The 20,655-nt window shown below is 61.3% G+C and carries 17 protein-coding genes and 4 tRNA genes; 5 read left to right on the top strand and 16 right to left on the bottom strand.

What is annotated here, in order from left to right; genetic code table 11:
• Window positions 1-21: 21 nt before the first annotated feature.
• Both BMZ10_RS06855 and BMZ10_RS06860 read right to left on the bottom strand, forming a co-directional pair.
• Window positions 22-657: a 2-dehydro-3-deoxy-6-phosphogalactonate aldolase gene (locus tag BMZ10_RS06855; protein ID WP_093459240.1), complete on the bottom strand. Its 636-nt coding sequence runs from the start codon at window positions 655-657 to the stop codon at window positions 22-24.
• Between the two features lies 1 nt (window position 658).
• On the bottom strand, window positions 659-1,675 hold the full coding sequence (locus tag BMZ10_RS06860; protein WP_093459241.1) for a 2-dehydro-3-deoxygalactonokinase: 1,017 nt from the start codon (window positions 1,673-1,675) through the stop codon (window positions 659-661).
• Window positions 1,676-2,119: 444 nt separating this feature from the next.
• Between BMZ10_RS06860 and BMZ10_RS06870 the strand changes: the two genes are divergently transcribed.
• Window positions 2,120-3,280 carry an acyltransferase family protein gene (locus tag BMZ10_RS06870; RefSeq protein ID WP_093459243.1) on the top strand — a complete coding sequence of 387 codons (1,161 nt, stop codon included), beginning with the start codon at window positions 2,120-2,122 and terminating at the stop codon, window positions 3,278-3,280.
• A gap of 97 nt (window positions 3,281-3,377) precedes the next feature.
• Here the strand turns inward: BMZ10_RS06870 and asd are convergent, their stop codons facing one another.
• The 4 genes from asd to leuC form a co-directional block, all read right to left on the bottom strand.
• Window positions 3,378-4,490, bottom strand: coding sequence for an aspartate-semialdehyde dehydrogenase (gene asd / locus BMZ10_RS06875; protein WP_093459244.1), 1,113 nt, complete (start codon window positions 4,488-4,490; stop codon window positions 3,378-3,380).
• Window positions 4,491-4,571: 81 nt separating this feature from the next.
• Window positions 4,572-5,654 carry a 3-isopropylmalate dehydrogenase gene (gene leuB / locus BMZ10_RS06880; protein WP_093459245.1) on the bottom strand — a complete coding sequence of 361 codons (1,083 nt, stop codon included), beginning with the start codon at window positions 5,652-5,654 and terminating at the stop codon, window positions 4,572-4,574.
• Window positions 5,655-5,792: 138 nt separating this feature from the next.
• Window positions 5,793-6,431 (bottom strand): 3-isopropylmalate dehydratase small subunit, encoded by a 639-nt coding sequence (gene leuD, locus BMZ10_RS06885; protein WP_093459246.1) that lies wholly within the window; start codon window positions 6,429-6,431, stop codon window positions 5,793-5,795.
• 10 nt (window positions 6,432-6,441) lie between these two features.
• Window positions 6,442-7,866, bottom strand: coding sequence for a 3-isopropylmalate dehydratase large subunit (leuC, locus tag BMZ10_RS06890; protein ID WP_093459247.1), 1,425 nt, complete (start codon window positions 7,864-7,866; stop codon window positions 6,442-6,444).
• A 156-nt stretch (window positions 7,867-8,022) separates the two neighbouring features.
• Here leuC and BMZ10_RS06895 point away from each other — a divergent pair, with 156 nt between their 5' ends.
• Complete coding sequence (locus BMZ10_RS06895) at window positions 8,023-8,901, top strand: LysR family transcriptional regulator (protein ID WP_093459248.1); 879 nt, start codon at window positions 8,023-8,025, stop codon at window positions 8,899-8,901.
• 99 nt (window positions 8,902-9,000) lie between these two features.
• Here BMZ10_RS06895 and BMZ10_RS06900 read toward each other — a convergent pair whose 3' ends face one another.
• From BMZ10_RS06900 to gltX, 9 genes are all read right to left on the bottom strand, one after another.
• A complete protein-coding gene (locus tag BMZ10_RS06900) occupies window positions 9,001-9,444 on the bottom strand; it encodes an Hsp20 family protein (protein WP_093460111.1) in 444 nt (147 codons plus the stop codon).
• A gap of 113 nt (window positions 9,445-9,557) precedes the next feature.
• On the bottom strand, window positions 9,558-10,517 hold the full coding sequence (locus BMZ10_RS06905; protein ID WP_093459249.1) for a tRNA dihydrouridine synthase: 960 nt from the start codon (window positions 10,515-10,517) through the stop codon (window positions 9,558-9,560).
• A gap of 75 nt (window positions 10,518-10,592) precedes the next feature.
• On the bottom strand, window positions 10,593-11,033 hold the full coding sequence (locus BMZ10_RS06910) for an acyl-CoA thioesterase (protein WP_093459250.1): 441 nt from the start codon (window positions 11,031-11,033) through the stop codon (window positions 10,593-10,595).
• Window positions 11,034-11,180: 147 nt separating this feature from the next.
• The gene (locus tag BMZ10_RS06915) at window positions 11,181-11,720 is read right to left on the bottom strand and encodes a TetR/AcrR family transcriptional regulator (RefSeq protein WP_093459251.1); all 540 of its coding nucleotides are present in this window, start codon (window positions 11,718-11,720) and stop codon (window positions 11,181-11,183) included.
• 213 nt (window positions 11,721-11,933) lie between these two features.
• Window positions 11,934-12,009: transfer RNA gene (locus BMZ10_RS06920), tRNA-Glu, on the bottom strand.
• Between the two features lie 53 nt (window positions 12,010-12,062).
• A tRNA-Ala gene (locus BMZ10_RS06925) sits at window positions 12,063-12,138 on the bottom strand.
• 51 nt (window positions 12,139-12,189) lie between these two features.
• Window positions 12,190-12,265 (bottom strand) — tRNA-Glu (locus tag BMZ10_RS06930).
• Window positions 12,266-12,350: 85 nt separating this feature from the next.
• A tRNA-Ala gene (locus BMZ10_RS06935) sits at window positions 12,351-12,426 on the bottom strand.
• Between the two features lie 221 nt (window positions 12,427-12,647).
• The gene (gltX, locus tag BMZ10_RS06940; protein WP_093459252.1) at window positions 12,648-14,129 is read right to left on the bottom strand and encodes a glutamate--tRNA ligase; all 1,482 of its coding nucleotides are present in this window, start codon (window positions 14,127-14,129) and stop codon (window positions 12,648-12,650) included.
• A 239-nt stretch (window positions 14,130-14,368) separates the two neighbouring features.
• Here gltX and BMZ10_RS06945 point away from each other — a divergent pair, with 239 nt between their 5' ends.
• Together BMZ10_RS06945 and BMZ10_RS06950 are read left to right on the top strand one after the other, a co-directional pair.
• The gene (locus BMZ10_RS06945; RefSeq protein WP_093459253.1) at window positions 14,369-15,424 is read left to right on the top strand and encodes an HlyD family secretion protein; all 1,056 of its coding nucleotides are present in this window, start codon (window positions 14,369-14,371) and stop codon (window positions 15,422-15,424) included.
• Between the two features lie 49 nt (window positions 15,425-15,473).
• Complete coding sequence (locus tag BMZ10_RS06950; RefSeq protein WP_177182080.1) at window positions 15,474-16,964, top strand: MDR family MFS transporter; 1,491 nt, start codon at window positions 15,474-15,476, stop codon at window positions 16,962-16,964.
• A 60-nt stretch (window positions 16,965-17,024) separates the two neighbouring features.
• Here BMZ10_RS06950 and uvrB read toward each other — a convergent pair whose 3' ends face one another.
• Window positions 17,025-19,040: an excinuclease ABC subunit UvrB gene (gene uvrB, locus BMZ10_RS06955; protein WP_093459255.1), complete on the bottom strand. Its 2,016-nt coding sequence runs from the start codon at window positions 19,038-19,040 to the stop codon at window positions 17,025-17,027.
• Window positions 19,041-19,377: 337 nt separating this feature from the next.
• On the opposite strand from uvrB, the gene BMZ10_RS06960 reads away from it, so the two are divergent.
• Window positions 19,378-20,574, top strand: a complete 1,197-nt coding sequence (locus BMZ10_RS06960) for an amino acid aminotransferase (protein WP_093459256.1) — start codon at window positions 19,378-19,380, stop codon at window positions 20,572-20,574.
• The last annotated feature ends 81 nt before the right edge of the window (window positions 20,575-20,655 follow it).

Genomic DNA, 20,655 nt, shown 5'->3' on the forward strand with positions numbered 1-20,655 from the left:
GCGGCGCGACAAGCGCTCGATTCAAAGGTTGTTCGCAGGCTTGTGCTGGTTCCAGGCCGCGACGTAGGCCTTGGCACGCTCGGCGACCTGCTCTGCGCTCAGGCCTGGCTTGAAGAGGCCAGAGCCCAGCCCGAAGCCCGACACGCCGGCGTCGAGGAACACTTTCATGTTGTCAGGCGTGATCCCGCCCACCGGAATCAGCGCGGTCCCCGCCGGCAGGACGGCCAGCCAGGCCTTCACCACCGCAGGGCCCATTTGCTCGGCCGGGAACATTTTCAGAACGTCAGCGCCTTCCGCCAGCGCTGCGAACGCTTCGGTCGGCGTGGCCACGCCCGGCGACAGAAACAGACCGTGCTCCTTGGCGGCGCGCAGCACTTTCGGATCGCTGTGGGGCATGACGATGACCTGCCCGCCGGCTTCCTTGACGTGCTGGACTTGCTCGGGGGTCAGCACGGTCCCGGCGCCGATCAGGCAATCGGCGGGCAGGCTCTGACGCAGAAGGCGGATGCTGTCGTACGGCTGCGGGGAATTGAGCGGCACTTCAATAACCCGAAAACCGGCCGTGTACAGGACATCGCCGATGGCAGGTGCTTCTTCGGGGCGCAGGCCGCGCAGAATCGCAACCAGGCCGTTTTGCACGAGGGCTTGCTTGAGCATGTCAGTTCTCTACGTGAAGGGGCCGGGCAGCGGCCGCCGAAAGGGATGGGATCAAACCGGCCTGCACCGCGACCCGCCAGAGACCGCGCTCGGTGGCCTGCTCGGCCAGCGTGATTTGCGCAAAACCGCCAGCATCGAGCGCACGCTGATAACGAGCCAACAACGCATCGCTGCCGATCAGGATGACCGCTGGCAATGGAGCCGCGTCATCACGCAAAAGTTGCGCGAGGGCCGCGATCTCGTGACCAATCAACAGGCCGGACAAGTAATCGGATTGCGCCGCGCCAGACAGTGCCCCGGTGAGTCCGAGGGTCCGGCAGCTGAAGATGGTCGACAGCGGACCGGCCGCGCCGACGGAAGACAAGGCGACGCCGACGCCGCGATCGAAGGCGGCAGCGTCAAAGCCGTCGCCCCGCTGCAGGGTGCGCCCGAGAATGGTGTGACTGGACAGCGCGGCGTAGACCTCGCCGGTCATGAAGGTGTCGAAATGCACGATGCGGCCGTCCTGCGCCCTCACCCACTTGGAGTGGCTGCCAGGCAGGCCGATCAGCAGGGGGCTGGCGGCTTCGCCGGGCGGCAGTGCGTCGAGCACGCCAAGCACTTGAGTTTCTTCGCCGCGCATGACGTTGGGCAGCTCGGAGCGTTGCAATACGCCCGGAATGATGTGCACGTTGGTGCCGCGTACGCTGCGGACCGTCACCAGCGCCGAACTGAGCGCCGCGACGCTGGCCGGGGTTTGCTGATAAGCCGCTTCGCGCCAGCCCTGGGCGCTGCCGACCATGCCGCAGGCGATCACCGGGAGCGAGGGGTCGGCGTCCAGCCAGTCGCCGCAGGCCTCATCGAAGGCCAGTTCGAAACCGTCACTGACCTGTTGCCCGGCAATGCTGCGAGGGGTCGAAGGCAGTTGCATGATGCCCGCCGTGAGCGAACGGTGTTCCAGGACCCGGCCGTGTTCGCCGAGTCGATACGCACGAAGGGAAGTCGTCCCCCAGTCGAGCGCGATCAATTGCGCCTGCATGGCTTCACCTGATTGTTATTAATGAGTGAATGCGAGACGAACTATAAACCTGAGTGGGAAAATATCTCAATATATAAATTACAATCCCATATTGTGGGAAGCGCCATCAGACAAGCGCGCTCATTCGCGGGCGTTCATCGCTGGCCTCCACGCCCCAGGCTGAGTCATACTCGGAGCGCCCCGGTTTTCAGTTACAGCATCATTTGCTGGCGGTAGCGATCCTGCGAATCGTCCATGACCGGCGCCAGCGCCCCGTACACTGGTCCGTGCCATGCAAATGCATTGGCGTTCAGCCTCACTCGAAAGACCTGCCGCGCATTCGCCATCAGAGCGAAAGCGGTCACCACCCTGCCCCGTATCACTATCGTGGCGCGCCACGCCTGACGTGCCTGTGCCGCCCACTGCCCGACATTCCTGATACTCATCTACATAAGGACCCGTACGATGAAGCGATTCCTCGTGCTCGACAGTTTTCTCGGGCTCTGCGCACTGACGCTGATCGTCCACCACTCACATATCGAGCGGAGCATCAGCGAGCTTGTGTTTTTCCGGAACGCCAGCCAGTTCGCAGGCTTTTTCTTTGCGCTGAGCGGCTTTCTGATCTATCGCCACTACGTGGGTTCCCTTAGAACCCCACGACTGCTGCATGAGTTCGTGATCTCGCGCGTCTGCCGCGTGCTGCCATTGCACGTGGCGGTGCTGCTCTTCTTCATTGGATTCGAGTGCCTGAAGCTGCTGCTCGAGCGCCGCGGTCTGTCGCTTAACGCTTCAGCGTTCAGCGGCGACCGTGCGCCCGGCGAGATCCTGCCGAACCTGCTGCTGATACACGCCTGGTGGCCGGGATTCAACGCCTTGTCGTTCAACTACCCGTCCTGGCTGATCAGCGTTCAGTTTTATCTGTGGATCGTGTTCGGCGTCATCGCCTACGCGCTTCCCGGGACTGCACGCAAAGTGTTCGCGCTGCTCGGCCTGCTGGCGTTCGTGGCATTGTTCGAGGACTTCGGGGCGATTCCGCGCAACGTGCTCTTGGGCACTGCGTGCTTCTTCGCCGGGGCGATGACGTACCGGATTTATGCGCGGCTGCGCTCGACCCCAGGTCCGATCGTCGCCAGCGTGCTGGAAATGGCGATTCTCGCAAGCATCGGCTGGGTGATGACTGACGCCGAGCCGCCGTTGACCATCGAGCTGGGGCTGCTGTTCTGCGTCGCGATCCTGATCTTTGCCCATGAGGCCGGGATCGTTTCTCGGCTGCTTAAGCTGCGAATGTTTCCGGCACTGGGCAGGCTCTGGCTGTCGATCTACCTGACCCACGCCGCCGTGATTTTCGTACTGGCCACCGCCCTGACCGTCGCCGGGAGGTCCGGCGGTTTTGCACTGCTGGTCGACAGACCCGGAGACGCGCCAGGGACCACGCTGCGTTACCTGAGCACCGGCAGCGCCTTGAACGACAACCTGTTGATGCTGCTGGTGGTGGTCGCGGTGGTCGTTGTCTCGATGCTGACCCATCGTTACATCGAGGCGCCCGGCATCCGGCTGGGCGAGAACTGGAAGCACGGCACGCGTTTCCACCGCCGCAAGGATGATCCGCCACAGCAGCAGGCCTGACACGCGGCCACGCAGGCAGCGCGCTCACGACTTTTGCAGACGCCAAAAAAAAACCGCCCCGAAAGGCGGTTTTTTTACGTCTGGCACGCAGGCCGGATCAACGCTCCAGCAGGATCCGCAGCATGCGGCGCAACGGCTCGGCGGCGCCCCACAGCAGCTGATCGCCAACAGTGAACGCGCCCAGGTACTGCGAACCCATGTTCAGCTTGCGCAGGCGGCCGACCGGAATGTTCAAGGTGCCGGTCACTGACGTCGGGCTCAGTTCCTGAATGCTCGCCTCACGGTTGTTCGGCACCAGTTTCACCCACGGGTTGTGCTGGCTGATCATGCCTTCGATGTCGGCGATCGGCACGTCTTTGTTCAGCTTGATGGTCAGCGCCTGGCTGTGGCAGCGCATGGCGCCGATGCGCACGCAGATGCCGTCGACCGGGATCGGGCTCTTGAAACGACCGAGGATCTTGTTGGTCTCGGCCTGACCTTTCCACTCTTCGCGGCTCTGACCGTTCGGCAGCTCTTTGTCGATCCACGGGATCAGGCTGCCGGCCAGCGGCACGCCGAAGTTCTCGGTCGGGAAGCTGTCGCTGCGCATGGCTTCGGCGACCTTGCGGTCGATGTCCAGAATGGCGCTGGCGGGATTGGCCAGGTCATCGGCGACCGAGGCGTTGATGGTGCCCATCTGCTTGATCAGCTCACGCATGTTCTGCGCGCCGGCGCCAGACGCCGCCTGATACGTCATGACGTTCATCCATTCGACCAGACCGGCTTCGAACAGCCCGCCCAGGCCCATCAGCATCAGGCTGACGGTGCAGTTGCCGCCGATGTAGTTCCTGGTGCCGGCGTCCAGCTGCTGGTCGATGACCTTGCGGTTGACCGGATCGAGGATGATCACGGCATCGTCCTGCATGCGCAGGGCCGAAGCGGCGTCGATCCAGTAACCTTGCCAGCCCGCCTCACGCAGTTTGGGGAAAACCTCGTGGGTGTAGTCGCCGCCCTGACAGGTCAGTACCACGTCCAGGGTCTTGAGCTCGTCGATGCTGTAGGCATCTTTCAACGGCGCAACATCCTTGCCCACCGATGGACCTTGTCCACCGACGTTGGAGGTGGTGAAAAAAACCGGCTCAATGAGATCGAAATCCTGCTCTTCCAGCATACGCTGCATGAGCACGGAACCAACCATACCGCGCCAACCGACCAGACCTACACGTTTCATCGCAACTACACCTTAATTAAAAGTGGGGCCCTTTCTGCACGGAGCCGTCAGGCTCGACATTGCAGTCACGGGCCCGAGATATTACAGATTGCGCAGCGCGGCGACTACGGCGTCGCCCATTTCCTGTGTACCGACCCTCACAGTGCCTTCAGACCAGATATCACCGGTGCGCAGACCCTGATCGAGAACCAGGCTCACGGCCTTCTCGATGGCATCGGCCGCCGTGTGCTGATTGAAGCTGTAACGCAGCATCATCGACACCGACAGAATGGTCGCCAGCGGGTTGGCCACGCCTTTGCCGGCGATGTCGGGCGCCGAACCGTGGCAAGGCTCGTACATGCCCTTGTTGTTCGAATCCAGCGATGCCGACGGCAGCATGCCGATGGATCCGGTGAGCATCGACGCTTCGTCGGACAGAATGTCGCCGAACATGTTGTCGGTGACCATCACGTCAAACTGCTTGGGTGCGCGGACCAGTTGCATCGCGGCGTTGTCCACGTACATGTGGCTCAGCTCGACGTCCGGATAATCCTTGGCGACCTGCTCGACCACTTCGCGCCACAGCTGGCTGGACGCCAGTACGTTGGCCTTGTCCACCGAGCAGAGTTTCTTGCCGCGCACCCGCGCCATGTCGAAACCGACGCGCGCAATCCGACGGATTTCGCTCTCGCTGTAGGGCAAGGTATCGTAAGACTGACGCTCGCCGTTTTCCAACTCGCGGGTGCCGCGCGGTACACCGAAATAGATACCGCCGGTCAGCTCGCGAACGATGAGGATGTCCAGGCCCGCAACGATCTCAGGCTTGAGGCTCGACGCATCGGCCAGTTGCGGATACAGGATGGCAGGACGCAGGTTGGCGAACAGACCCAGCTGAGAGCGGATTTTCAGCAGGCCACGTTCCGGACGGATATCGCGCTCGATGGCGTCCCACTTCGGTCCGCCCACCGCGCCCAGTAGCACGGCGTCGGCCGCACGGGCGCGATCCAGCGTTTCATCGGCCAGCGGCACACCGTGCTTGTCGATGGCCGCACCGCCGATGACGTCGTGGCTCAATTCAAAACCCAGCTGATACTTCTCATTGGCCAGCTCCAGCACCTTGACCGCTTCGGTCATGATTTCCGGACCAATGCCATCACCTGGGAGAATCAGAATCTGCTTGCTCATAAAACCCTCGTTTCGAAATTGCGGTCGGCCTCTAGTGCGAGGCCGACTCGGAAGCTGCAAGTTTCAAGCGGCAAGCTGTAAGCAGAAGCCGCGCCGCGTTCCAACTTGCCGCTTGTCGCTGAAAACGTTTACCTGCTTCTATCGGAACAACCACGGCTGGCTTGCACGATGCTTGTTCTCGAACGCCGAAATCGCCTCGCCATCGACCAGCGTCAGGCCGATGTCGTCCAGGCCGTTGAGCAGGCAATGCTTGCGGAACGCGTCGATCTCGAAGCGGTACACCTTGCCATCTTCACGGGTCACGGTCTGCGCCTGCAGGTCGACGTTCAACTGATAACCTGGATTGGCTTCGACCACCTTGAACAGATCGTCCACATCGCTTTCGCTCAAAATGATCGGCAACAGGCCGTTCTTGAAGCTGTTGTTGAAGAAGATGTCGGCGTAGCTCGGCGCGATGATACTGCGAAAACCGTACTCCTCCAGCGCCCACGGGGCGTGCTCGCGGCTCGAGCCACAGCCGAAGTTCTCGCGGGCCAGCAAGACGCTGGCACCCTGATAACGCTCGGCGTTGAGCACGAAGTCAGGGTTCAGCGGACGCTTGGAGTTGTCCTGATAAGGCTGGCCGACGTCCAGGTAGCGCCACTCGTCGAAGAGGTTAGGGCCGAAACCGGTACGGCGAATCGACTTGAGAAACTGCTTGGGAATGATCTGGTCGGTGTCGACATTGGCGCGATCCAGTGGAGCGACCAGGCCGGTGTGTTGGGTAAAAGGCTTCATGGGAGGCTCCTTATTGCTGGCTCATGGTGCGAACGTCGACAAAACGGCCGTTGACTGCCGCTGCCGCCGCCATTGCCGGGCTGACCAGATGAGTACGACCACCGGCACCCTGACGGCCTTCGAAGTTGCGGTTGGACGTCGAGGCGCAATGCTCGCCGCTTTCCAGCCGGTCCGGGTTCATCGCCAGACACATCGAGCAGCCTGGCTCACGCCATTCGAAACCGGCTTCGATGAAGATCTTGTCCAGACCTTCCTTCTCGGCCTGTTCCTTGACCAGCCCCGAGCCCGGCACCACCATTGCCTGCTTGATCGTCGACGCCACTTTGCGGCCTTTGGCGATCTCTGCAGCCGCGCGCAGGTCTTCAATCCGCGAGTTGGTGCAGGAGCCGATGAAGACGCGATCGAGCTGAATGTCGGTGATCGCCTGATTGGCCTGCAGCCCCATGTACTTCAGTGCGCGCTCGATGGAGCCACGCTTGACCAGATCCGTTTCCTGCGCAGGATCGGGAACATTCTGATCGACGGCCAGAACCATTTCCGGCGACGTGCCCCAGCTCACCTGCGGTTTGATCTGAGCGGCGTCGAGCTCGACGACGGTGTCGAACACGGCGTCGGCGTCGGACACCAGATCCTTCCAGGCTTCAACCGCCAAGTCCCACTGCTCGCCTTTCGGTGCGAATGGACGACCCTTGACGTAGGCAACGGTCTTCTCGTCGGTCGCCACCAGACCCACGCGGGCGCCCGCTTCGATGGACATGTTGCAGATGGTCATGCGGCCTTCGACGGACAGGTCGCGGATTGCGCTGCCAGCGAACTCGATGGCGTGACCGTTACCGCCAGCGGTGCCGATCTTGCCGATGATCGCCAGCACGATGTCTTTGGCCGTGACGCCGAACGGCAGCTTGCCCTCGACTTTCACCAGCATGTTTTTCATTTTCTTGGCGACCAGACACTGCGTCGCGAGCACGTGCTCGACTTCAGAGGTGCCGATGCCGTGGGCCAGCGCACCGAAGGCGCCGTGAGTCGAGGTGTGCGAGTCGCCGCAGACGACGGTCATGCCCGGCAAGGTTGCGCCCTGCTCCGGGCCGATCACGTGAACGATCCCCTGGCGCACGTCGTTCATCTTGAATTCGGTGATGCCGTACTCGTCGCAGTTGTCGTCCAGCGTCTTGACCTGCAGGCGTGACACCTGATCGACGATGGCATCCACGCCGTCCTTGCGGTCAGGCGTGGTCGGCACGTTGTGGTCAACGGTGGCGACGTTGGCGTCGATACGCCATGGTTTGCGGCCCGCCAGACGCAAGCCCTCGAACGCCTGGGGCGAGGTCACTTCGTGAATGATGTGACGATCGATATAAAGCAGCGCCGAGCCATCGTCGCGCTGCTTGACCAAATGCGAATCCCAGAGCTTGTCGTAAAGCGTTTTGCCGGCCATCAGACGGTTTCCTCATCAGCTTGTTTCTATGCCCTGGGCTGCGACATCACGGTGATGCCCTAAAACCCTTTGGCTTGTGGGGAAGATGCTATGGAATATGCTTAAATAACTCAAATTCATATTTTTCATGCTTTGGATAACCAACAGGAATTCGAGATGGACTTGGCGAACCTCAATGCCTATATCGCGATCGCCGAGACCGGCAGCTTCTCTGCCGCGGGCGAGCGCTTGCACCTGACACAGCCTGCTGTCAGCAAACGTATCGCGGGCCTTGAGCAACAACTTGACGTGCGCCTGTTCGACCGGCTGGGTCGCGAGGTCAGCCTGACCGAGGCCGGTCGCGCCCTGCTGCCACGGGCTTATCAGATCCGCAATGTGCTGGACGACACGCGTCGCGCGCTGACCAACCTCACTGGAGAGGTCACCGGCCGGCTGACTCTGGCCACCAGCCACCACATCGGCCTGCACCGGCTGCCTTCTTTATTGAGGGCGTTTACGCGGACCTATCCGGATGTGGCGCTGGACATCCAGTTTCTTGACTCGGAAGTGGCCTACGAAGAAATCCTCCACGGTCGCGCGGAACTGGCCGTCATCACCCTCGCGCCCGAGCCGCACTCGCTGATCAAGGCAGTGATGGTCTGGGATGACCCGCTGGACTTTGTCTCCGCGCCCGAGCATCCCCTTGCCAGCACTGCGTCGGTGACCCTGGCGGACATCGCCAGCTACCCGGCGGTGTTTCCGGGCGGCAACACCTTCACCCATCACATCGTCAGCGACCTGTGCGAAGCACAGGGGCTCAAGCCGAACATCGCGATGAGCACCAACTATATGGAGACGATCAAGATGATGGTCTCGATCGGGCTGGCCTGGAGCGTGTTGCCCAGAACCATGCTCGACGAACAGGTCACGCGCATTCCTCTGCCGGGCATACAGCTGCGCCGCCAGCTAGGCTACATTGTCCACACGGAACGCACGCTGTCGAACGCCGCCCGGGCGTTCATGGCGTTGCTGGATGCACAGGCGCAAACCGGCTGAGCGGGTGCCGTTCACCGATTGACATGCCTTCTTCACTCTTTGAAGGCTCCTCCAACAAAAAAGGCGCCCCGAAGGGCGCCTCTTGGCTGGCTGGATGAATCAATGAGTCAGCGCTTTCTGACCGTTGATCTGAATGCGCTTAGGCTTGGCTTCTTCCGGCACCAGACGCAGCAGATCGATGTTCAGCAAGCCGTTTGCCAGCGCGGCGTCTTTCACTTCGATGTGATCGGCCAGGCGGAACGACAGCTTAAACGCACGCTGGGCAATGCCCTGGTGCAGGAAGGTCACACCTTCAGCGGCCTTTTCACGCTTGTTGCCGGTCACGGTCAGCACACCCTTCTCGACCTGCAATTCCAGGTCTTCTTCCTGGAAACCCGCAGCCGCGATGACGATGCGGTATTGGTCATCTGCGTGTTTCTCGACGTTGTAGGGAGGGTAGCTGCTGGCCGACTCGTTACGGGCCGCCGATTCGAACAGATCGTTGAAACGGTCGAAGCCGACGGAAGAGCGGAACAGTGGAGCCAGGGAAAATGCAGTAGTCATGTGAATCTCCTGATAAATCAGCAAGTGGTTGTCTCCGCGACCCGACTTCGGCATCGCGTAATCCCTAGATAAGGACAGTCACTTCTGTTTCAAGAGTCGCTATGAAAAATTTTTCAGGCCACTTCCTGCTCGACGATGCCGAGCATCCGGCTGATGCGCTCGCAATTGGTTTCCCGCCGCAACGCGTCGAACAACACAACGGCTTCGGGGTAGCTTTTGGTCAGCAGCACCACCCATTGCTTGAGTCGCCCGGGCGCCTGAATGCGGGTCATCTTGGCCATCGCCTGCAACCAGAATTCGCGCAGCAACGGCTGCAGTTCTTGCCAGGTCATCGCCACCACGTCGCGCCCGGCCTGCGCAGCGGCAATCTGCCGGCCCAGGTCCGGCCGCGCCACCAGGCCACGGCCGATCATGATGTCGCGCGCGCCGCAGATCTCCCGGCAACGGCGCCAGTCGTCGACCGTCCAGATTTCGCCGTTGGCGATGATCGGAATGCCGACCACGTCCTGAATCTTGCCGATCCACTCCCAGTGCGCGGGCGGCTTGTAGCCGTCGACCTTGGTTCGGGCGTGCACCACGATGTGCTCTGCGCCACCGGCTTCCAGCGCCCGGGCGCAATCCAGCGCCGGTTCGGTGCTGTCGTAGCCCAGGCGCATCTTCGCGGTGACGGGAATGTGTGCAGGCACGGCGCGGCGCACGTGGCTAAGGATCGAATGCAGCAGCTCGGGCTCCTTCAATAGCACAGCCCCGCCCCGCGACTTGTTGACGGTCTTGGCCGGGCAGCCGAAGTTGAGGTCGATTACCGGCGCGCCCAGCTCAGCGGCGAAGGCGGCGTTTTCCGCCAGGCACACTGGATCGGAGCCCAGCAATTGCACACGCAACGGCACGCCGGCGCGGGTCTTGGCGTCGGTCAGCAGTTCGGAAGCGAACTTGTGGAAGTAATGCGCCGGCAGCAGACGCTCGGTCACCCGGATGAATTCGGTCACGCACCAGTCGATGCCGCCGACCTGAGTCAACACATCGCGCAGAATATCGTCGACCAGGCCTTCCATGGGCGCCAGAGCAATTTGCATGGATCACACTCGAAAAAAAGTCCGGCAGTTTACGCAGTGGCCGCCGCAATGGGAACGGGTAAGCCCTACCGGGTATCAGGAGGTCGCCATCTGTAGCGCCGGCGCGTAACCGTCGATGAACTCTGTCGGCATCCGCTTGGGCTTACCGGTCGACAGCTCGATGCAGACGAACGTGGTCTGCGCACGCAACAGGGTCACGCCATCGCCCGGGCGTTTGAGCTGGAAACGTCGGGTCATCTTCAGGCGCTGGTCCCAGTCGACGATCCAGGTCGCCAGCTGTAACTCGTCATCCTGATAGGCGCTGGCGAGGTAATCGATCTCATGCCGCACCACCGCCATGGCCCTGTCCAGACGCCGGTATTCGGTCAGATCCAGGCCCAGATGCTGCGAATGACGCCAGGCGCACCGTTCAAGCCAGGTGACGTACACCGCATTGTTGGCGTGCCCCAGGCCATCGATGTCGTCCTCACTGACGTTCAAGTCGATGACGAATGGCGTTGCCAGATCCCAGACCATGCTCGTTCCTGCCCTCGTGGTTTCATTCGCGTTCAAACTGTAGGACCGGCTTTTAGCGGGAAACGCCGGGTATCACCCCGCAGACTGAGGGTGCTAGCACAGTGTAACGAAAAGCGTCAGGCGATGAAGCGCGATGTCCGTTCCGCTTTAAAGCATGGCCGATTTCGCAGCCCGCAGGACGCGGTCGGACAGCTCGCTGGGGCCCAAAGCGCGAGCCAGGGCCAGGCCGCCCAGCATCAGGGCAATGTCGGCCAGGGTCTTGTCGGTTTCCTCGGGGCTGGATGCCAGCTGCGCGATCATCAACTCGACGTGCTCGGCCAGCGCCCCGCGAAAATCGTCCGATAAACGCGCCATCTCACCGATTGCCGTAGGCAACGGACACGCGTGGTCTTCGGCGTCTCGGTGTTTGCGCGACAGATAAAACGCCGCGAGCAAGGCGCGGCGCTCTGCTCCCGGTAACTGATCGTCGATACTGGCGACCATCTCCCGGCGTTCGGCGAGCAAATGATTGAAAGCCTCCAGCATCATCGCTTCCTTGCTGTCGAAGTGGGCGTAGAAGCCACCCACGGTCAATCCGGCCGCGCCCATGATTTCATTGACGCTGGGTTCCACCGGACCGCGTGCGATCAACGCCATGCTGGCGGCAGTCAGGATGCGCTCGCGGGTTTGTGCCTTTTTATCGTTCATGTCCGCCTCCCGGATGATGGCAGTAATATTATCTGCATCATGCGCGATGGCAAGCAAAGAGAATGAATGTAAGGGGGGATGCGAAGGGCTGTAGCATGACTCAGCCTGCGGGACGGTCGGACGACCAGATAAGGGCTCGAGAATTGAAACCAAAAAAAACAAAAGGGCCATTCAATAATCGAATGACCCTTGGTCTCGCAGAGCGAGAAATCGTGGCGTCCCCTAGGGGACTCGAACCCCTGTTACCGCCGTGAAAGGGCGGTGTCCTAGGCCACTAGACGAAGGGGACGCAAAACCTTCAGTCAGATTCGTTAGAGACAACTCGACGAATCCTGGCAAATTTGGTGGAGCTAAGCGGGATCGAACCGCTGACCTCCTGCATGCCATGCAGGCGCTCTCCCAGCTGAGCTATAGCCCCGGATTTACGCCTCTCGGCGGAGATCAACCTTGCGGCATCACTCGGTAAAACTGGCGTCCCCTAGGGGACTCGAACCCCTGTTACCGCCGTGAAAGGGCGGTGTCCTAGGCCACTAGACGAAGGGGACGTAACCCTTGTGTACCTGATCGGTGCTGGTTCCGATTTGCGGTACAAACTTCAAGGCAGTGTAGCCGACCTTGAAGCCTCTAAATTGGTGGAGCTAAGCGGGATCGAACCGCTGACCTCCTGCATGCCATGCAGGCGCTCTCCCAGCTGAGCTATAGCCCCACATTACACCCTCAGATAACGCTGCGTTGCCGCTGTGTTTCTGTGTTGCCGTGTGGACGGGGCGCATATTAAGTGCGGTCCCGATACCTGTCAAACTCTTTTTCAACAAATTTCAAAAGAATTTTCCGGGATAACAATCACTTACCGCCCTCCCCCGGTCCGCCCCTTCGAATTCAGGGGACTTGTCGGCCCTGCGCATCGCGCTCAGGGCCGACAATGGCTCAGCCGATGGCGCCCAGCAGCTTTTCCCACTCTTTGTTTTCTTTCTTTGACACGCCGCCCAGCAGGTCCAAGGCCTGGCGCAGACGGAAACGGGTCAGGTCCGGCCCGAGGATTTCCATGGCGTCGGTCACCGATACCGAATTTGCCTGACCGGTGATGGCCGCGAACATCAACGGCATCGCGTCACGCAGCTTGAGCTCCAGATGCTCGACGACGGCCTGGATGCAGCCGGTGATTCGGTCCTTTTCCCACTGACGCAGCGACTCGAGCTTCCACAGGATCAGTTGCATGACCTGACGCACCTGCTCCGGCGACAGCTTCTTGTGCTCGAACAGTTTCGGGTCCGGGTTCACGCCGCCGGCGAAGAAGAACCCGCCCAGCGGTGCGATCTGGCTGAAGGTTTCGACACGGCCCTGGACGTGGGGCGCGATCTTCATCATGTAATCGCTGTTGAACGCCCATTTCTGCACGCGGGCCGCGAACGCCTCCACCGGCAGTTCGCGCAGCCACTGACCATTGAGCCAGGACAGCTTCTCGATGTCGAAGATCGGGCCGCCCAGAGACACGCGGTTCAGGTCGAAGTTGTCGACCATTTCCTGCAAAGAGAACTTCTCGCGCTCGTCCGGCATCGACCAGCCCATGCGGCCCAAGTAGTTAAGCATCGCCTCAGGCATGAAGCCCATGCGTTCGTAGAACGTGACCGAGGTCGGGTTCTTGCGCTTGGAGAGCTTGCTTTTGTCCGGGTTGCGCAGCAGCGGCATGTAGCACAGCGCAGGTTTTTCCCAGCCGAAATATTCGTACAGCAGGATCAGCTTCGGCGCCGAAGGCAGCCACTCCTCGCCGCGCAGCACGTGGGTGATGCCCATCAGGTGATCGTCGACCACGTTGGCCAGGAAGTACGTCGGCAGGCCGTCAGTCTTCATCAGGACTTGCATGTCCATGCGATCCCACGGGATTTCGACCTCGCCGCGCAAGATGTCCGGCACGATGCACACACCTTCGCTCGGCACCTTCATGCGGATCACATGCGGCTCGCCCGCGGCCAGACGGCGCGCGACTTCTTCCTTGGAAAGCAGCAGTGCGCGGCCGTCGTAACGCGGCGTTTCACCGCGGGCCATCTGTTCGGCGCGCATCTGGTCCAGTTCTTCGGCGGTGCAGAAGCACGGGAAGGCGTGGCCGGCGTCGACCAGTTCCTGAACGTACTTCTTGTAGATGTCGCCGCGTTCGCTCTGGCGATACGGACCATGCGGGCCGCCCACATCAGGGCCTTCGCTCCACTCGATGCCGAGCCAGCGCAGTGCGTCGAAAATCTGTTGTTCGGACTCGCGAGTCGAGCGCAGCTGATCGGTGTCTTCAATGCGCAGGATGAATTCGCCGCCGTGCTGCTTGGCAAAGCAGTAGTTGAACAGAGCGATGTAAGCCGTGCCAACGTGGGGGTCGCCGGTGGGCGATGGCGCGATGCGGGTACGAACGGTGGTCATGGAAAATTCCGAATAGATCGAACAAGCCGCGAATCTTAACAGGCGCAGCCGTCGCGGCTCCAGCGCCAGCTCGGCATGGCGGACAGAATCGGCTCGATGACATCCCGCAGCGTCAGCACGGCACGGCTCCACCCGACTGAATACCGAAATATCACTTCCAGTCATTATTCCAACGGTCGCTAGATGCCCGATCGCGAATGCTGATAAATTTGCTTACATTCTAATAATTCAGAACGACCATGCCCGCCCAACTCAAACGCCGCCTGCTCATCTTTCTCGGGGTGGTCCTGCTGATCGCCCTCGCCTTCTTCGCCCAGTGGTACTTCAAGGGCCGGTTCTACGAATCCACCGACAATGCTTACGTGCAGGGCGAGATCACGCGCGTCTCCAGTCAGTTGGGCGCGCGGATCAGCGAGGTGCTGGTGCAGGACAACCAGCCTGTGCAGCAGGGGCAATTGCTGGTGCGTCTGGAACCCGACGACTTCCGGCTGGCCATCGAGCGGGCGCAGGCCACCCTCGCTACGCGTGAAGCCGAGCGCCTGCAAGCGCAAAGCAAGCTGACTCAGCAGGCGAGCCTGATTGCCGCAAGCGACGCTCAGGTGCAGGCCAATCAGGCGACGCTGGGTCGTACGCAGCTCGACCTGGCCCGCCTGCAGAAACTGCGCACGCCGGGGTTCGTCTCCGAAGCGCAGGTGACGACCATGACCGCCGACAGCAGCGTCGCGCGCTCGCAAGTCACCAAGGCCCAGGCCGATGCGCAGAGCCAACGCCAGCAAGTCAATGCACTGAACGCCGACATCAAGCGCCTGGACGCGCAGATCGCCAACGCCCGCGCCGACCTGGCTCAGGCGCAGATCAACCTGCAGCGCACTGAAATTCATGCACCGATCAGCGGCCTGATCGGCCAGCGTGCCGCCCGCAACGGTCAGTACGTTCAGGCCGGCGCCTACCTGTTGTCGGTGGTGCCTGATGAGGACATCTGGGTGCAGGCCAATTTCAAGGAAACGCAAATCGAGCACATGGAAATCGGTCAGCCGGCCGAACTGACCTTCGACAGTTTTCCGGGCACGCCGATTCAAGGCCGGGTCGACAGCCTGTTCGCCGCCTCCGGCGCGCAGTTCAGCCTGCTGCCGCCGGACAACGCGACAGGCAATTTCACCAAAGTCGTGCAGCGCATTCCGGTGAAGCTGACGTTCGCGCCGGATAACCCTCTGCATGGCAAGGTTCGCCCGGGCATGTCGGTGACCGTTTCGGTCAACATCAAGCCGGCGAACGACCCGCACAGTGGCCGGTGACGAACTGATCCGCCCAGTCGGTGAGCCGACCCGGCGCGACTGGATTGCAGTGATGAGTGTGATGCTCGGCGCCTTCATGGCGGTGCTGGACATCCAGATCACCAACTCGTCCCTCAAGGACATTCAGGGAGCGCTGTCGGCGACCCTTGAAGAAGGCTCGTGGATTTCCACCTCCTATCTGGTGGCGGAAATCATCATGATCCCGCTGACCGGCTGGCTGGTGCAGCTGCTCTCCGCGCGACGTCTGGCGGTGTGGGTGTCGCTGGGGTTTCTGCTGTCTTCGCTGCTCTGCTCGATGGCCTGGAGCCTGGAAAGCATGATCGTGTTCCGCGCCATGCAGGGTTTTACCGGCGGCGCGCTGATCCCGCTGGCGTTCACCCTGACGCTGATCAAACTCCCCGAACACCACCGCGCCAAAGGCATGGCGCTGTTCGCCATGACCGCGACCTTCGCGCCCTCCATCGGCCCGACCCTGGGTGGCTGGCTGACGGAGAGTTTCGGTTGGGAATACATTTTCTACATCAATATTCCGCCTGGCCTGGTGATGATTGCCGGGCTGCTCTACGGACTGGAAAAGAAAGCGCCGCACTGGGAACTGCTCAAAAGCACCGATTACGCTGGCATCGTGACCCTTGGCGTCGGCCTCGGCTGCCTGCAAGTGTTTCTGGAAGAAGGGCATCGCAAGGACTGGCTGGAGTCGACGCTGATCGTGAGCCTGGGCGGCGTCGCCCTGCTCAGTCTGATCACGTTCGTGATCATCCAGTTTTCCAGACCCCGACCGTTGATCAACCTGAGCATTCTGGGTAACCGCAACTTCGGACTGTCGAGTATTTCCAGCGTCGGCATGGGCGTGGGATTGTACGGCTCGATCTATCTGCTGCCGTTGTACCTGGCGCAGGTGCAAGGCTACAACGCCCAGCAGATCGGCGAAGTGATCATGTGGATGGGCGTGCCGCAGCTGTTCTTGATTCCGCTGGTGCCACAGTTGATGAAGATCATCTCCCCCAAAGTGCTGTGCGCCCTTGGCTTTGGCCTGTTCGGCATTGCCAGCTTTTCGTCAGGCGTGCTCAACCCTGACTTTGCCGGGCCGCAGTTCAACCACATCCAGATTGTCCGCGCCCTCGGGCAGCCACTGATCATGGTCACCGTCTCGCTGATCGCCACGGCTTTCATTCAGCCGCAGGACGCAGGTTCGGCGTCGAGCCTGTTCAACATCCTGCGCAACCTCGGCGGTGCCATCGGCATTGCCTTGCTGGCAACGCTCCTGGATGCCCGCACCAAGACCTACTTCGATTACCTGCGAGAATCCGTCTCCCCCGCCAACCCGCAGGTGGCCGAGCGCCTGACGCAACTGACCGACCGATTGGGCAACGAGACGGCGGCACTGGGCAAGCTCAGCGAAATCGCCCACCAACAGGCCGCGATCATGGCCTATAACGACGCGTTTCACTTTGTCGGGATCGCGCTGGGGATTAGCATGGTGGCGGTGATGCTGACCAAAAAGCTGCCGTCGGGCGTCAAGGGTGGGGCTGCGCATTGACGCCATCCAGCTTATCGAGCCTTATGCCGCGCGTAGAACCGTGCGAGCAGCATCAAACACTCAAACCGCCAACAACCGCTCCCGCAGCTTGGTGATTTCATCACGCATCTGCGCCGCTGCTTCAAACTCCAGATCCCGAGCCAGTTGGTACATCTTCTCTTCCAGCTGGCGAATGCGCTTGGTGATTTCGCTGGGCGAGCGCAGTTCGGCTTCGTATTTGGCGTTTTCCTCGGCGGCCTTGGCCATGCCTTTGCGTTTTTTGCTGCGCGAGCCGGGGACGGTGGCGCCTTCCATGATGTCGGTGATGTCCTTGACCACGCCTTTGGGCGTGATGCCGTTGGCGAGGTTGAACGCGATCTGCTTGTCGCGACGGCGTTCTGTTTCGCCGATGGCCCGCTCCATCGAACCGGTCATGTTGTCGGCGTAAAGGATCGCCCGACCGTTGAGGTTGCGCGCCGCGCGGCCGATGGTCTGGATCAGCGAGCGTTCGGAGCGCAGGAAGCCTTCCTTATCGGCATCGAGAATCGCTACCAGCGACACTTCGGGCATGTCCAGGCCTTCGCGCAGCAGGTTGATTCCCACCAGCACGTCGAAGGTGCCAAGGCGCAGATCGCGGATGATCTCCACCCGTTCCACGGTGTCGATGTCCGAGTGCAGGTAACGCACGCGCACGCCATGGTCGGCCAGGTAGTCGGTGAGGTCTTCGGACATCCGCTTGGTGAGCGTCGTCACCAGCACGCGCTCTTCCAGCTCGACGCGTTTCTTGATTTCCGACAGCAGATCGTCGACCTGCGTCAGCGCTGGACGGATTTCGATCTGCGGGTCGACCAGGCCAGTCGGCCTGACGACTTGCTCGACCACCCGCCCCGCGTGCTCGCCTTCATAAGGACCGGGCGTGGCCGAAACGAAGATGGTCTGCGGGCTGACGGATTCCCACTCGTCAAACCGCATGGGCCGGTTGTCCAGCGCCGACGGCAGGCGGAAACCGTATTCCACCAGGGTTTCCTTGCGCGAGCGGTCGCCCTTATACATGGCGCCTACCTGCGGCACGCTGACGTGGGACTCGTCGATCACCAGCAGCGCATCGGCCGGCAGGTAATCGTAGAGCGTGGGCGGCGGCGCCCCGGCCGGACGACCGGACAGATAGCGAGAATAGTTTTCGATGCCGTTGCAGTAGCCCAGCTCAAGGATCATTTCTAGGTCAAAACGGGTGCGCTGTTCCAGGCGCTGCGCTTCCACCAGCTTATTGGCGCCGCGCAGGTACTCCAGCCGCTCCTGCAGCTCGACCTTGATCCCTTCCATCGCGTCCAGCAGCGTCTCGCGCGGCGTCACATAGTGGCTCTTGGGGTAGAAGGTAAAGCGCGGCAGCTTGCGAATCACCTCACCGGTCAGCGGGTCGAAGGCCGACAAGCTTTCGACCTCATCGTCGAACAGCTCGATGCGAATGGCCTCGAGGTCCGATTCGGCGGGGAAAATGTCGATCACGTCGCCGCGCACGCGAAAGGTCGCGCGGGCGAAGTCCATGTCGTTGCGGGTGTACTGCAGGTCCGCCAGGCGGCGCAGCAAGGCACGCTGGTCGAGTTTGTCGCCGCGATCGACGTGCAACACCATGCGCAGGTAGGTTTCCGGACTGCCCAGACCGTAGATGCACGACACCGTGGTGACGATGATCGCGTCCTTGCGCTCCAGCAGGGCTTTGGTCGCGGACAGGCGCATCTGCTCGATGTGGTCGTTGATCGACGCATCCTTCTCGATGAAGGTGTCGGACGAAGGCACATAAGCTTCCGGCTGGTAGTAATCGTAGTAAGAGACGAAATACTCGACCGCGTTGTTCGGGAAGAACGCCTTGAACTCGCCATACAACTGAGCGGCCAGGGTCTTGTTCGGCGCCAGCACGAGGGTCGGGCGCTGGACCTGCTGAATGACATTGGCAATGCTGAACGTCTTGCCTGAGCCGGTTACGCCGAGCAGGGTCTGGTGGGACAGCCCGGCGTCGATGCCCTCGACCAGCTGACGAATGGCTTCCGGCTGATCCCCGGCCGGCTCAAAACGGGTAACGAGTTGGAACTCGGACATAACGTACCTCTGTGTTCGCCCCCGCAGCATGACGTCTGGCCGGGGCGTAATGAGCGCGGACGACTGATCCCGCCAAAGGAAAAGACGCACGTGAAAGGAAGTGATGGGACCACAAATGGAGTCGTCATCGCCGGCTTTCAAGCCGTCATCAGGACATTAGTCCGCGCGACATGACTAACGGTCGGGAAATAATCGGAAATACCTCGAAAAAACCGCCCCCGCCCTGTCGCCCCCGTCCGCGATGGCCTCTATACTAGCTCCCCGTTTGTGCACCGCTCTAGTGCATTCGGCCGGAGCGATGCTACCCATTCACTCCCCATTCAGAGCTGCCGCAAAAATGAGCCTGTTCTCCGCTGTCGAAATGGCACCACGCGATCCTATCCTGGGCCTCAACGAAGCATTCAACGCTGATACCCGTACGACCAAGGTCAACCTGGGTGTGGGCGTTTACAGCAACGAAGAAGGGAAAATTCCGCTGCTGCGTGCCGTTGCCGAAGCAGAAGAGATTCGTGTCGCTCAACACGTACCCCGCGGCTATCTGCCGATCGATGGCATCGCAGCCTACGACAAGGCCGTGCAGACCCTGCTGTTCGGTGCCGAGTCGCCATTGCTGGCCTCGGGCCGGGTCATGACCGTGCAGGCCGTCGGCGGTACCGGCGCGCTGAAAATCGGTGCCGACTTCCTCAAGCAGCTTTCGCCAGACGCCGTCGTCGCCATCAGCGACCCGAGCTGGGAAAACCACCGCGCGCTGTTTGAAACCGCCGGCTTCCCGGTGCAGAACTACCGCTATTACGACGCTGCGACCCATGACGTCAACCGCGCGGGCATGCTGGAAGACCTGCAGAATCTGCCGGCGGGCTCCATCGTCGTGTTGCACGCGTGCTGCCACAACCCGACCGGTGTCGACCTGACCCTGGAAGACTGGAAAAAGGTCCTTGAGGTCCTGAAAACCAAAGGCCACGTGCCGTTCCTGGACATGGCCTATCAGGGCTTTGGCGATGGCATCGACGAAGACGCCGCCGCCGTGCGCCTGTTCGCCGACTCCGGCCTGACGTTCTTCGCCTCCAGCTCGTTCTCCAAGTCGTTCTCACTGTATGGCGAGCGCGTCGGCGCATTGTCGATCGTCACCGAGTCCAAAGAAGAAACCGCGCGCGTCCTGTCGCAGGTCAAGCGGGTGATCCGCACCAACTACTCCAACCCGCCGACCCATGGCGCGACCATCGTTGCCGCGGTGTTGAACAGCCCTGAGCTGCGTCAGAAATGGGAAGACGAGTTGGCAGAAATGCGCCTGCGCATTCGTGGCATGCGTGAAGAGATGACCCAACGTCTGGCGAACAATGCCGCGGGCCAGGACTTCAGCTTCGTCGCGCGCCAGCGTGGGATGTTTTCATACTCAGGCCTGACCACCGAGCAGGTGCATCGTTTGCGCAACGAGTTCGGCATCTACGCGCTGGACACCGGCCGCATCTGCGTTGCAGCGTTGAACACGCGCAACATCGAAGCGGTGACCCAGGCGATTCTGGCCGTGATCTGAAACAGCAGCCGCAAGCCGGAAGCGGCACGAGGGGAAGCAGATTGATGTCTGCTTCCCCTTTTTTGTGCTTGACACACAACC

The sequence above is a fragment of the Pseudomonas sp. NFR16 genome, assembly GCF_900108875.1.
In the GTDB taxonomy this organism is placed as follows: domain Bacteria; phylum Pseudomonadota; class Gammaproteobacteria; order Pseudomonadales; family Pseudomonadaceae; genus Aquipseudomonas.